Here is a 12,940-nt window from a genome sequence, read left to right on the forward strand (position 1 = left end):
TCCTCCTCATCCGAGCCGCGGGCGACGACGTCCCCGCAGCGTGTTGGCGGCCACCGGCACGAGCACCGACACGATCAGCAGCAGGCCGTTGATCACGTTCTGCACCTCGTTGGTGACGTCGTCGAGGAACAGCACGTTGCGCAGGCCCGCCATGAGCAGCAACGCGCTCGCCACGCCCAGCACCGTGCCGCGGCCGCCGAAGATCGACACACCGCCGAGCAGGACCGCCGTGACCGCGATCAGCTCCATGCCCGCCGCGTTGTCCGCGCGGGCGCTGTTGTACCTCAGCGTGTAGATCAGCGACGCCACCGCGCACAGCACGCCCGACACGACGAACAACGCGAACTTGACCCGGTGCACCCGGATGCCCGAGAACCGCGCGGTCTGCTCACCCAGGCCGATGGCGTACAGCGATCGCCCCACCGGCGTGTGGTGCACGACCAGCGCGGCCAGCAGCCCGACCAGCAGCACCGGGATCATGGTGTAAGGCAGGAACGTGCCGGGGATCGCGTCGGTGGCGAACGGCCGGTAGTTCTCCGGGAAACCGGTCACCGCGCCGTCGCCGAGCACCCCGTAGGCCAGGCCCCGGTACAGGCCGAGCGTGCCGATGGTGACGGCCAGCGCCGGCAACCCGAACCACACGACCAGCGCCGCGTTGACCGAACCCAGCACCGCGCCCGCGACCAGCGCCAGCGGCACGATCGTCTCGAACGGCACGCCCGCGTCCCACAGCACGCCGATCAGCGCCGAGCAGAAACCCAGGATCGACGCCACCGACAGGTCGATCTCGCCGGTGAGCACGATCGGCAGCAGCGCCATCGCCAGCAACGCCACCTCGGCGAAGTCCTGCAACAGGAAGGCGATGTTGCCCGCGTCGGCGAAACCGGGCGTGCCCGACGAGCCGAACGCGAACACCGCGCCGCACAGCAGGAGCAGCACGACCTCCCAGCGCACCACCTTCTCACGCACGGCGCAGCCCCCTCTCCCGCCGCAGCCGGGCGGCCACCCGCAGCATCACGGCCCGGTCCAGCGAGATGGCCAGCAGCAGCGCCGCGCCGTCGACCGCGCGTTGCCAGAACGCGGGCACGCCCAGGATCGGCAACGCGCTGGTGATCGTGGTCAGCAGCAGCGCGCCGAGCACCGCGCCCCGCACCGAGCCGCTGCCGCCGAAGATCGCCACGCCACCCACCACGACCGCGGCCACCACCGCCAGCTCGCGGCCGGTGCCGACGGAGGCGTTGATCGTGCCGAAGTACGCCGCGTGCAGCACGCCCGCCAACCCGACCAGCGCGCCGGACACGACGAACGCGGTGAACACGCGCCGGCCCGCCGGGATGCCCGCCAGCCGCGCGGCCTCCGGGTTCGACCCGATCGCGTACAGCTCGCGCCCGGACCGCCAGTTGTGCAGCGCGTACCCCGTCACCAGCAGCGCCACCAGCGCGATCAGCGTGAGGTTGGGGACGCCGAGCACCGCGCCGCTGCCGAACGCCAGGAACTCCGGCGCCATCTGGTCGGCGTTGACCTGCCGCACGCCGGTCGCACTGGCCCAGCCGTAGTCCAGGCCGCGGAACACGTACAGCGTGCCGAGCGTGACCACCAGCGCGGGCACCTTCGCCACCGCGACCAGCGCGCCGTTGACCGCGCCGCAGGCCGCGCCCAGCGCCATCCCCGCCACCACCACCAGGACGACCGGCGTGTCGACGTCGGCGAGGAAGAGCTGTCCCGACAGGAACGCGGTCAGCCCCATCACCGAGCCCACGGACAGGTCGATGTTCCGGGTGATCACCAGCAGCGCCTGGCCGATGGCCAGCAGGGCGATGACGGATGCGTTGAGGAACAGGTCGTGCAGCCCCTGCGCGTTGAGGAACGCGGGCCGCACCGCCGCGGTTACCCCGACCACCACGACGAGCGCGATCACGATGCTCAGCTCACGCCCGGACAGCAACGCGCGCAGCCTCATGCCCCGCCCCCCGTCGCCGCGCGCATCACGGATTCCTCGGTGGCGTCGGCCGCGGGCAGTTCCGCGGTGATCCGGCCCTCGTGCATCACCAGCACCCGGTCGGCCATGCCGAGCACCTCGGGCAGCTCGGAGGAGATCAGCAGCACGGCCAGGCCGTCGGCCGCGAGCCGGGACAGCAGGGCGTGCACCTCGACCTTCGTGCCGATGTCGATGCCCCGGGTCGGTTCGTCCACGATCAGCACGGACGGCTCGGTGGCCAGCCACTTGCCCAGCACGACCTTCTGCTGGTTGCCGCCGGACAACGTGGCCGCCGGGTCGGTGAGGCGACCGGCCTTCAACGACAGCCGCTCCCCCCACCTCCGCGCCAGCGCCCGTTCCCGCGCACGGCGGGTGATCCAGCCGGGCGAGACGTCCCGCAGTCGGGCCAGGCTCGCGTTGCGCTCGATCGACAGCTCCAGCACCAGGCCCTGCTCGCGGCGGTCCTCCGGCACCAGCGCGACACCGCGGTCGATGGCGGCGCGCGGGTCGCCGGCGGGCAGCGCCACCCCGTCCACCGACACCGTGCCCGCGTCCCGCCCGTCCACCCCGAACACCGCCCGCGCCACCTCCGTGCGGCCGGAGCCGACCAGCCCGGCGAGGCCGACGACCTCGCCCCGCCGCACGGTGAACGAGATGTCGCGGAACACCCCGACCCTGGTCAGCCCCTCGACCACCAGCCGCGGCTCGCCGACGTCCGCGCGCCGCTCGGGGTAGAGCTGCTCGACGGAACGGCCGACCATGCGCCGCACCAGCTCGTCGTGCGGCACCTCCGCCATGGGGTCGGTCGACACGAGCGCGCCGTCGCGCAGCACCGTGACCCGGTCGCACAGCTGGTACATCTCCTCCAGCCGGTGCGAGATGAACAGCAGCGCGGCCCCGCGCCCGGCCAGGCCGCGCGCCACCCGGAACAGCCGTTGCGCCTCGACCGCGGACAGCGCGGCGGTCGGCTCGTCCATGACGATCACGCGCGCGTCCGCCGACAGCGCCTTGGCGATCTCGATGATCTGCTGGTCGGCGATCGACAGGCCCCTGGTCGGTCGGGTCGGGTCGAGGGGCACGCCGAGGCGGTCGAACAGCTCCGCCGCGCGCCGGTGCATCTCGCGCCGGTCGATGCGTCGGCCGCGGCGCAGGGGCTGCCTGCCCATGAAGACGTTCTCGGCCACGCTGAGGTCCGGGAACTGCACGGGTTCCTGGTGGATGACCGCGACCCCGCGCTGCCGGGCGTCCCGCGGCGAGGAGAACCGCGCGGGCTCGCCGTCGAGCAGCAGCTCCCCCGCGTCCGGCCGGTGCTCGCCGCCGATGATCCGCACGACGGTCGACTTGCCCGCGCCGTTCTCACCGGCCAGGGCGTGCACCTCGCCGGGGTGCAGGGAGAGGGAGACGCCGCGCAGGGCCCGCACGGCCTGGAACGACTTGCTGACGTCGCGGAGCTGGAGCACCGGGCTCACCTGGGACCTCGCTCTCCGGAGGCGTCCTGAAACGTTTCATTCCATGCCGCCGACGCTAGCCAGGTCGAGCGGAACCCGTCAAGGCACCGCTGCGGCTGCCACGTTCCAGAGGCCGGCGGGTTTCGACGGCGGACGCGCGTGCCCCTGGTGGAACTTCACCACGCGCACGGCGTGGTCAGCGGGCGGTGGCGGTGTAGCGGTGGCCCGCGTGGGCGGTGAAGGTGATGGTGTCACCGTTGGCGTGGGTCGGCGTCGGGTGGCCCGTTCGGGCGTCCACCAAGCGGACGTGGCCGCCGAACAGGGTGCTGCGGACCGTGACGGGACCGTCCTGGCCGGTGGTCAGGGTGATCTCCCGGGCCGCGCCGTCGGACCACCGCACGTCGACCGTGACGTCACCGCGTGCCCGCAGGCCCGTGTACGAGCCGTCATGCCACTCGGCGGGCAGGGCGGGCAGCACGTGCACCACGCCCTCGTGGCTCTGGAGCAGCATCTCCGCCACGCCGGAGGTCGCGCCGAAGTTGCCGTCGACCTGGAACGGCGGGTGCGTGTCCCAGAGGTTCGCGGTGGTGCTGCCGGTCAACTGCTCGGCGAGCATCCGGTGCGCGTGGTCGCCGTCGAGCAGCCGCGCCCAGAAGTTGATCTTCCACGCCTTGCTCCACCCGGTGCCGCCGTCGCCGCGCGCGGTCAGCGAGGTCTTCGCGGCGGCGGCGAGTTCGGGCGTGGTGCGCAAGCTGATCGCGTTGCCGGGGAACAGGGCGAACAGGTGCGACACGTGCCGGTGGGTGTCGGTGGGGTCGTCCCGGTCGTCCTTCCACTCCTGCACCTGGCCCCACGAGCCGATCCGCGTGCCGGGGTCCAGGCGGTCGAGTGCCGCGCGGACCTCGGCCCCGAACGCGGTGTCGCCCACGTCGTCGGCGGTGGAGACGACGTGGGCGAACAACTGCCGCACGATCTGCTGCGACATGGCCGGTCCCGCGGTGAAGTCGCCGTGCTCGGGCGAGTAGCCGGGCGTGACGACGAGCGTGCCGTCGCGCGGGTCGACCCGCAGCGCGTCGAGCCAGAACTCGGCGAGCCCTTTCAGCACCGGGTACGCCCGCTCGCGCAGGAACACCTCGTCCTTGGTGAACAGGTAGTGCTCGTAGTGGTGCAGCGCGAGCCACGCGCCCGCCTCGGGGAACCAGAACGCGGTCGGCCAGTCGTGCACACCGGTGAAGCCGAACGGGTTGGTCTCGTTGTGCACCACCCAGCCGCGGCCGCCGTGCACCTCGCGCGCGGTGACCGCGCCGGGTTCGCGCAGCGCGTCCACGAAGTCGAACAGGGGCTCGGTGGTCTCGGCGAGGTTCGTCGTCTCGGCGGGCCAGTAGTTCATCTGGAGGTTGATGTTCAGGTGGTAGTCGGCGCTCCACGGCGGCGTCACGGAGTTGTTCCACCCGCCTTGCAGGTTCGCGGGCAGCGAGCCGGGTCGGGACGAGGAGATCAGCAGGTAGCGGCCGTACTGGAAGTACAGGGCTTCCAGCGCCCGGCGGGCCGGGGCGGGCGCGGTGGCGTAACCGCGCAGCAGGTCGTCGGTGGGCACGTCGACCGGCTGGTGGCCGAGGTCGAGCCGGACGCGGTCGAACAACGCGCGGTAGTCGCGCAGGTGGGCGTCGAGCAGCACGTGCCAGCCCTTGGCCGAGGCCGCGTCGACGGTCCGCCGGACGCGCTCGTGCGGGTCGGGGCCGCGGTAGGTCGGGTGGCCCTGGGCGTAGTCGGTGCCCGCGGCGAACACCAGCACCGCGCGGTCGGCGTCGGCCACGGTGACGGTGCCGTCGGGGTTGTCGGTGCGCGTGCCGCCGTCGTGGAGCACCTGGAGCTGCGATTCGAAGCGCATTCCGTTGTCGTGCAGCGCTCCGGTGAACACCGCACGCCCGCACTTCGCCGTGAAACGTTGCGAGCGGTTGTCCGGTGCGGTGATCGAGGCGGTGAAGCCGATCCGGCCGGGGCGGTCGGCGGACAGCCGGGCTACGATCACCCCGTCGGCGGCACTGGCGAAGTACTCCCTGGTGTAGCGCGCGCCGTCCGCCCGGTACGTCACCGAGGCGACCGCGCGGGACAGGTCCAGGGCCCGCCGGTAGTCCGCGACCTCGGCGGGCGGGTCGGTGAGCGCCAGGACCAGCTCGCCGAACGGCTGGTGGGCCCCGAACCCCCGCCGCCGCTGCCCCAACGCCGCCGCGACGGCGTCCGGCGAGACCCGGTGGTCCCGCTCGACCAGCTCCCGCACCCCGGCGAGCGCGTGGGGCCGGGGGCTGGTCCAGTTGCCGAAGTCGTACCCCTCAGCGGAGCCGGGCCCACCGGTCCACAACGTCTTCTCGTTGAGCTGCACCCTCTCCCGTTCCACCCCGCCGAACACACCGCCGCCGAGCGCGCCGTTGCCGATGGGCAGCGACTCGGTCTCCCAGTCGGTCGCGGGCTCGTCGTACCAGAGCGTGAGCGTCCGCTGGTCCACCCGGCCTCCGCCTCGTCCGCACCTGCATCCGTGCGTGACGGTAACAAGACATCCGAAGTATCGATAGTCCTTCGCCAGTCGGACGCTCCTTCAGACGGCAAGCGGCGCACATACATCGGATGGCTGAACCGTTCGGTGGATCGCGGGTTGGCCCGCCGGAGCCCGGGAAGCCCAGGGTGACGTCGAGTCGGAGGAGCCGGGCCGTGGACGGTGAGATCGAGCTGCGCGTGGACGGTCGGCGCAGGCGGCTGCGCGTGGACACCCGGACGACGTTGCTGGACGCGTTGCGCGACGGGGTCGGAGCCCTCGCCCCCAAGAAGGGCTGCGACCACGGTCAATGCGGGGCTTGCACGGTGCTGCTCGACGGGCGGCGGGCGATCACGTGCCTGGCGCTCGCGGTGGCGCACGACGGGGCTGAGGTTACCACGGCCGAAGGGCTCGCCGACGGCGAGCGGCTGCACCCGGTGCAGGAGGCGTTCCTGGAGCGGGACGCGTTGCAGTGCGGTTTCTGCACGCCGGGGCAGGTGTGCTCGGCCGTCGGCGTGCTGGACGAGCTGGCGGCCGGTCACCCGAGCGCGGTCACCGCGGACCTCACCGGGCCGGTGGAGGCGACCGACGACGAGGTCCGCGAGCGGATGAGCGGGAACCTGTGCCGGTGCGGCGCGTACGTCGGGATCGTGGCCGCGGTGCGGGACGGTGCGCGGTGATGCCGTTCGACTACCGGCGCGCGCCCGACCCCGAGAGCGCCGTCGCCGCCGCGACCGGGTGGTCCGGCGTGGCGTTCCTCGCCGGCGGGACCAACCTGGTCGACCACCTCAAGCTCGGCCTCGTCGCGCCCGACGTCCTGGTCGACATCAGCCGGTTGCCGCTGGACGCCGTGGACGAGCTGCCGGACGGCGGCCTGCGGGTCGGCGCGACCGTGCGCAACACCGACCTGGCCGCGCACCCGGTCGTGCGGCGCGACTACCCGGTGCTGGCCCGCGCGGTGCTGTCGGGCGCGTCCGGGCAGATCCGCAACCTCGCCACGACCGGCGGGAACCTGCTGCAACGCACCCGGTGCGTGTACTTCCAGGACATCACCACACCGTGCAACAAGCGCGAGCCCGGCACGGGGTGCTCGGCGATCGGCGGCTACACCCGGCACCACGCGATCCTGGGCGCGTCCGCGCACTGCGTGGCCACGCACCCGTCCGACATGGCGGTCGCGATGGCCGCGCTCGACGCGCAGGTCGCCGTGCTGGGCGAGGGCGGGCGGCGGGTCGTGCCGCTGGTGGAGCTGCACCGGTTGCCCGGCGACGAGCCGCACCGCGACACCGTGCTGTCACCCGCCGACCTGATCACGTGGGTCGACCTGCCGCCGTTGCCGCCGGGCACGCGGTCGCTGTACCGGAAGGTGCGCGACCGGGCGTCGTTCGCGTTCGCCCTGGTGTCGGTCGCCGCCGTGCTGCGGGTCGAACGGGGCGTGGTGCGGGACGTGCGGATCGCGTTGGGCGGTGTGGCGCACAAGCCGTGGCGCGCCCGACGGGCGGAGGACGTCCTGCGCGGCGAGCGGACCGGCGAGGAGGTGTTCCGGCGGGCGATCGACGCGGAGCTGGCCGGCGCGGCACCGTTGGCGGGCAACGGTTTCAAGGTGCCGCTGACCCGCAACCTCGTCGTGTCGGCGTTGCGCGAGCTGAGCCGGGGGGAACGATGACGGACCTGCTGCGGCCGCGCGTGCTCGGCCGGTCACCCCGGCGCGTCGACGGTCCGGCCAAGGTGACCGGCACCGCCCGGTACGCGGGTGACCAGCACGTGGTGGACCCCGCGCACCTGCACCTGGTGCAGGCCGAGGTCGCCCGAGGCGTGCTCACCGAGGTGGAGGTGGGCGCGGCGCGAGCCCTGGACGGGGTGCTGGCCGTGCTGACCCCGGACAACGCGCCGCGCCTGGCGTCCGCGCGGGACGCGGAGCTGGCCGCGTTGCAGTCGCACGACGTGGCGTTCCGCGGCCAGGTCGTCGCGGCGGTGGTGGCGCGCACCCGCGAGATCGCCCGCGAAGCCGCGGCGCTGGTCCGCGTCCGGATCGACCCGCGGCCGCACGACGTGCACCTGAGCGCCGACCGCGACGACCTGTACGCGCCGGAGAAGGTGAACGGGGGCGCGGACACCGACACCTCGCGGGGAGACCTCGGCACGGGCCTCGCGCACTCGCCGTTCACGCTCGACCAGACCTACACCACGGCCTGGTACAACAACAACCCGATGGAGCCGCACACCACGACGGCCCTGTGGCTGGACGGCGACCTGGTCCTCTACGACTCGACGCAGGGCGTGCACACCACCCGCCAGGCGACGGCGAAGGTGCTCGGGCTGGACCCGCGCCGGGTGCACGTCATCTCGCCGCACGTCGGCGGCGGCTTCGGCGCGAAGGGCACCGCGCACGTGCACGCGATCGTCGCCGCGATGGCCGCGCGGGCGGTGCCCGGCACACCGGTCAAGCTCGCGCTCACCCGGCAGCAGATGTTCTCGCTGGTCGGCTACCGGACGCCGACGGTCCAACGGGTCCGGATGGGGTGCGACGCGGACGGGCGGCTGGCCGCGGTCGCGCTGGACGCGGTGTCCCAGACCTCCCGCGTCAAGGAGTTCGCCGAGCAGACCGCCCGGCCCACCCGGATGATGTACGCCGCGCCGAACCGCCGCACGACCCATCGGCTGGCCGCGCTGGACGTCCCGGTGCCGTCGTGGATGCGCGCACCCGGCGAGTGCCCCGGCATGTTCGGGCCCGAGGTGGCGGTGGACGAGCTCGCCGCGGCCTGCGGCGTCGACCCGGTGGAGTTCCGCGTCCGCAACGAGCCGGACGTGGACCCGGAGACGGGCAAGCCGTTCTCCAGCCGCAACCTGGTCGCCTGCCTGCGCGAGGGCGCCCGCCGGTTCGGCTGGGAGCACCGCGACCCGACGCCGCGCGCCCGCGAGGAGGCGGGGTGGCTCGTCGGCACCGGGGTGGCGGCGTCGACCTACCCGGTGAGCCGGACGCCGGGCTCGGTCGCCGCGATCCGCTGCACGGGACCGGGCCGTTACCTGGTCCGGATCGGCGCGGCCGACCTCGGCACCGGCACGTGGACGTCGCTGGCGCAGGTCGCGGCCGACGCGCTGGGCGTGGACTTCGGCGACGTGGAGCTGCGCATCGGTGACACGGCGCTGCCCGAGGCGTCGGTGGCGGGCGGGTCGTCCGGCATCACGTCGTGGGGCTCGACCGTGGTGGCCGCGGCGGAGGCGTTGCGGGAGCGGTTCGGCGACGACCCCGCCGCGGGTGACGAGGTCCGGGCCGGGATGCCGGACAACCCCGCCGCCGGCCGGTACGCGATGCACGCGTTCGGCGCGCAGTTCGCCGAGGTCCGGGTGCACGTCGACACCGGCGAGGTGCGGGTGGCCAGGCTGCTGGGCGTGTTCGCGGTCGGCCGCGTGGTCAACCCGCGCCTGGCCCGGTCGCAGCTCGTCGGCGGCATGACCATGGGCCTGTCCATGGCGCTGCACGAGCACAGCGTCGTGGACGAGCGGTTCGGCCACGTGGTCAACCACGACTTCGCCGAGTACCACATCGCCACCAACGCCGACGTGCCACGCGTCGAGGCGCACTGGGTCGAGGAGCACGACCCGCACACCAACCCCATGGGCACCAAAGGCGTCGGCGAGATCGGCATCGTCGGCACCGCCGCCGCCATCGCGAACGCCGCCCACCACGCCACCGGCGTCCGCGTCCGCGACCTGCCGATCACGCTGGACCACTTCCTCTGACCGCAGCCGTGCGCGGACGAGTTGGTCCGTTCGGCCCTCGCCCACCACTCTCGGTAGTGCCTACGGTGCGAACTCCACCTCTTTCGGAGGACTCACCGCATGGCAGCGAAGCACGTCGGCATGATCATGAAGCACAACCACCGCAAGGTCCTCGTCCTGCGGGTCGGCCTGACCCTCGACGGCGCGGACGCGGTGCTGGTGGCCCCGTTCGGCACGGCGAAGCCGAAGCCGGACGGCAGCGCCCGGGCCGTCGAGGCCAAGACCTGGGTCGACGACTACTGGGTCCGGCTCGACCAGGCGAGCGTCGTCAAGGCCGCGGACGTGGTGCACACCTGGACCCCGCCCGGACGGCTCACCCGGCGGCCGCTTGACGCCGTGCTGAAAGAACTGGCGAAGGCCTCCCGGTAGGGGCTCAGGGCAGCAGCACGTCCAGGAACGGGTTGCTGAACACCCGGTGCGGGTCGACCGCGTTGAGCGTCGCGCGGGCGGCGTCCCAGGTCGGGTTCGGGCCCTGCCGGTAGGAGTCGGGCACGGTCGAGGTGAGCACGGTGTGGTCGGCCCACGCCGCCTGGTCGGTGTAGGCCCAGCCCTTGGACCACTCGGCCCGCGTGAACGCGTACGAGCCGGTGTACCGGGTGAAGAAGAACCGCTCCAGCTCCCGGTAGAACGCCGCCGCGCCCGGCGCGGTCGGGAAGGTCAGCACGTCGAACCACACCGCGACGTCCCACTCCGGGTGGTCCTCGCGCGGCCGCACGGCCGACAGCGCGGGCGCCTGCGCGCCGGGCACGCCCACGTGCGCCGGGTCGTCGAGGCCGCCGACGCGGATCTCCACCTGGCCGGTGACGGGGAACAACCCGCGGCTCTGGTAGGCCAGCAGCAGGTCTTCGTAGTAGGTGGCGAAGTCGCTGACCACGCGCTGCACCTCGGCCCGGCTGGTCAGCACCGCGTAGCCGTTCGCCGTCTCGCGCAGGGTGGTGGGCTTGACGTAGAGCATCAGGTTCTTCGACGCGCCCCACAGGTCGGTGGTGAGCGTGGCGGTCAGCCCGGTGGCCGCGGTCGTGTACTGCAACTGCCCGAACGTCGGGGTGAGCGCCCACGCGCCGGTGATGAGCAGGTCGGCGAGGTCGGACACCGCCTTGGGCACGTTGTCGGAGAACACGTAGTTGTAGGGCGTGACGACGTGCCGCGAGGTCGGCGGCTTGGTCGGCGCGACGCTCCACGTCTTGAGCCACGGGTGGTCGGTGAAGGCGAACCAGATCGCCTCGACCCGGCCCGCCTCGTCGAGGAAGCTCGCGAGCGTGCGGGTCGCGCCGCTGCCGGGTGGCGCGAACAGCTCGCGGGCCGGGATGTCGACCCGGCTCACGCAGCGCAGGTTCCGGTTCGCACCCACGCGGAGCGTCACCTCGGTCAGGAACGCGCGGCCGACGTGGGTCAGCAGCGCGGCGCACTCGGGCTCGTCGCGCCGGAACGTGCGCAACCGGTACTCGCCGCCGTCCCACACCACGGCGGTCAGCGAGAGGATCAGGTTGCTCAGCGAGCCGTAGGTGTGGCCGGCCGGCAGGGTCTCCCCCACCGCCGGGACGGACGTGCCGTGGCCGTTGATCGCGAGCACGCCGCCGACGGTCAGGTCGCCCGGCGCGGGGGTGTTGGTCACGCCCAGGCCCGCGTCCTCCAGGAACGCCAGCAGCTCGTCCATCGACGCGCCGGTCTGCGTCCGCACCGCGCCCGGCAGGAGGGTCATGGCCGTGAGGTGCCGGGTGGTGTCCACCAGCACGACCCGGTCCGCGTCGGTGGTGCCCGCGGTGACGGTCAGCGGCGCCCACCCGTGCCGGAAGCCCTTCGGTCGCAGGGTGAAGCCCTGGCCGTGCGCCCAGTTCGCCAGCAGCACCACGTCGGCCGGTGTGCGTGGCGCGCAGGTCCACAGGTCGTCGGTGCGGATCTCGCCCGCCCAGTTCCGGTACGCCTGCCGGTACAGCTCGATCCCCGAGGGGAACGCGGGCGGCGGGTCGGCCGACACCTGACCGGGCAGGAGCGCGCCGACGGGTAACCAGGCGGCGGCTCCGAGGAAGCCGCGGCGGGAGAAGGCGGGGCTCATGATCCGACCATAAGTGCGCCGCCGACGGGCCGCGCGGCGCCGCCGGGAGGTTGGGCCGAACAGCGCACCGGGATCGTCTCGGATGGCGCGGCCGGTCAAGGATCCGATCACCGGGGGCGACCCGAAAACGAAGCGACAGCCGGCACGTGCGGGCAATACCGTCCCGCCGCATGCGCGCACAACCCTCCCTGACGTGGCGGCCGCTCACCCGCGACGACGCCAAGGTGTCGGCCGACCTCCTCAACGCCATGGAGGCCGTCGACCGGATCGGCGAGCACTACACCGAGGAGGACACCCTCCAGGAGCTGATCGACCCCTACGCGGACCTGGGGCGCGCGAGCCTCGCGGTCTTCGACGGTGACGTGATGGTCGGCTTCATGAAGGTCCGCCACAAGCCGACCGCGGACGAGGTGCACCGGGTCTTCCTCGACGGTGGGGTCCACCCCGACCACCGGCGGCGGGGCCTGGGCACCGCGCTCGTCTCGGCCGGGGTGGCGGCGGCGAAGGTCGTGCACGACCTGCACCACCCGACGTCGAAGCTCGTGGTCGACGTGCACAAGGGCGAGCACATCGCCGGCCTCGCCGAACTCCTGCGCTCTCACGGCTTCGAGCCGGTCCGCTACTACGAGTACCTGGAACACCCGCTGGGCGAGGCGATCCCCGACGCGGCGATTCCCGACGGGCTGCGGGTCGAGCCGTGGTCGGCGGCGAACGACGAGGAGTTCCGGTCCGTCCGCAACGAGTCCTACCAGGACCACTGGGGTGCGACGCCGATGCCGGCGGACGCCTGGCGGAACAAGATCACCAACCAGACGTTCCGGCCGGAGGTCAGCTTCCTGCTGCGGGACGCGGCGGCCGGGACCGCGGTGGGCGTGCTGGTGACCATGTGCTGGGACGCCGACACGGCGGCGACCGGCGTCCGTGACGCCCGGTTCATGCTCATCGGGACGCTGCGGCGGCACCGCGAGCGCGGCGTCGCGGGCGCGTTGGTCGGACACGCGCTGCGTGCCGCCGCCGACCACGGCTACGACCGGGCCACTGCGAGCGTGGACTCGGCGAGTCCTTTCGGGGCGTCCGGGCTCTTCGAACGGGCCGGCTTCACACCGACGATGCGGCACGTGCGCTGGGCGCTCGAAGTGTGA

At 73.2% G+C, this 12,940-nt stretch carries 10 protein-coding genes; 5 read left to right on the forward strand and 5 right to left on the reverse strand.

What is annotated here, in order from left to right; translation table 11 throughout:
* Positions 1-6: 6 nt before the first annotated feature.
* From LZG04_RS28335 to LZG04_RS28350, 4 genes are all read right to left on the reverse strand, one after another.
* The gene (locus LZG04_RS28335; protein ID WP_233822471.1) at positions 7-969 is read right to left on the reverse strand and encodes an ABC transporter permease; all 963 of its coding nucleotides are present in this window, start codon (positions 967-969) and stop codon (positions 7-9) included.
* Positions 962-1,960, reverse strand: coding sequence for an ABC transporter permease (locus LZG04_RS28340; protein ID WP_233822473.1), 999 nt, complete (start codon positions 1,958-1,960; stop codon positions 962-964). The genes LZG04_RS28335 and LZG04_RS28340 overlap by 8 nt, the downstream gene beginning before the upstream one ends.
* Positions 1,957-3,447: a sugar ABC transporter ATP-binding protein gene (locus LZG04_RS28345; protein WP_233822475.1), complete on the reverse strand. Its 1,491-nt coding sequence runs from the start codon at positions 3,445-3,447 to the stop codon at positions 1,957-1,959. The genes LZG04_RS28340 and LZG04_RS28345 overlap by 4 nt, the downstream gene beginning before the upstream one ends.
* A 175-nt stretch (positions 3,448-3,622) precedes the next feature.
* Complete coding sequence (locus LZG04_RS28350; protein ID WP_233822477.1) at positions 3,623-5,932, reverse strand: glycoside hydrolase N-terminal domain-containing protein; 2,310 nt, start codon at positions 5,930-5,932, stop codon at positions 3,623-3,625.
* Positions 5,933-6,135: 203 nt separating this feature from the next.
* Here LZG04_RS28350 and LZG04_RS28355 point away from each other — a divergent pair, with 203 nt between their 5' ends.
* The 4 genes from LZG04_RS28355 (at position 6,136) to LZG04_RS28370 (ending at position 10,111) form a co-directional block, all read left to right on the forward strand.
* A complete protein-coding gene (locus tag LZG04_RS28355; protein ID WP_233822479.1) occupies positions 6,136-6,639 on the forward strand; it encodes a 2Fe-2S iron-sulfur cluster-binding protein in 504 nt (167 codons plus the stop codon).
* Entirely contained in the window at positions 6,636-7,625 is a 990-nt protein-coding gene (locus LZG04_RS28360; protein ID WP_233822481.1) for a xanthine dehydrogenase family protein subunit M, read from the forward strand. The genes LZG04_RS28355 and LZG04_RS28360 overlap by 4 nt, the downstream gene beginning before the upstream one ends.
* Positions 7,622-9,703 carry a xanthine dehydrogenase family protein molybdopterin-binding subunit gene (locus LZG04_RS28365; protein ID WP_233822483.1) on the forward strand — a complete coding sequence of 694 codons (2,082 nt, stop codon included), beginning with the start codon at positions 7,622-7,624 and terminating at the stop codon, positions 9,701-9,703. The genes LZG04_RS28360 and LZG04_RS28365 overlap by 4 nt, the downstream gene beginning before the upstream one ends.
* Before the next feature lie 99 nt (positions 9,704-9,802).
* The gene (locus LZG04_RS28370) at positions 9,803-10,111 is read left to right on the forward strand and encodes a hypothetical protein (protein WP_233822485.1); all 309 of its coding nucleotides are present in this window, start codon (positions 9,803-9,805) and stop codon (positions 10,109-10,111) included.
* 4 nt (positions 10,112-10,115) lie between these two features.
* On the opposite strand, the gene LZG04_RS28375 is transcribed toward LZG04_RS28370, so the two are convergent.
* Positions 10,116-11,798 (reverse strand): cholesterol oxidase substrate-binding domain-containing protein, encoded by a 1,683-nt coding sequence (locus tag LZG04_RS28375; protein ID WP_233822487.1) that lies wholly within the window; start codon positions 11,796-11,798, stop codon positions 10,116-10,118.
* Positions 11,799-11,968: 170 nt separating this feature from the next.
* Here LZG04_RS28375 and LZG04_RS28380 point away from each other — a divergent pair, with 170 nt between their 5' ends.
* Entirely contained in the window at positions 11,969-12,940 is a 972-nt protein-coding gene (locus LZG04_RS28380; protein ID WP_233822489.1) for a GNAT family N-acetyltransferase, read from the forward strand.

This window comes from Saccharothrix sp. S26 (genome assembly GCF_021390395.1).
Classification (GTDB): Bacteria; Actinomycetota; Actinomycetes; order Mycobacteriales; family Pseudonocardiaceae; genus Actinosynnema.

What these genes read in the sequence shown, in the direction of transcription:
- LZG04_RS28340 (WP_233822473.1), bottom strand. Translation starts at nt 1,960, where the DNA reads ATGAGGCTGCGCGCGTTGCTGTCCGGGCGTGAGCTGAGCATCGTGATC.
- LZG04_RS28365 (WP_233822483.1), top strand. Translation starts at nt 7,622, where the DNA reads ATGACGGACCTGCTGCGGCCGCGCGTGCTCGGCCGGTCACCCCGGCGC.
- LZG04_RS28370 (WP_233822485.1), top strand. Translation starts at nt 9,803, where the DNA reads ATGGCAGCGAAGCACGTCGGCATGATCATGAAGCACAACCACCGCAAG.
- LZG04_RS28375 (WP_233822487.1), bottom strand. Translation starts at nt 11,798, where the DNA reads ATGAGCCCCGCCTTCTCCCGCCGCGGCTTCCTCGGAGCCGCCGCCTGG.
- LZG04_RS28380 (WP_233822489.1), top strand. Translation starts at nt 11,969, where the DNA reads ATGCGCGCACAACCCTCCCTGACGTGGCGGCCGCTCACCCGCGACGAC.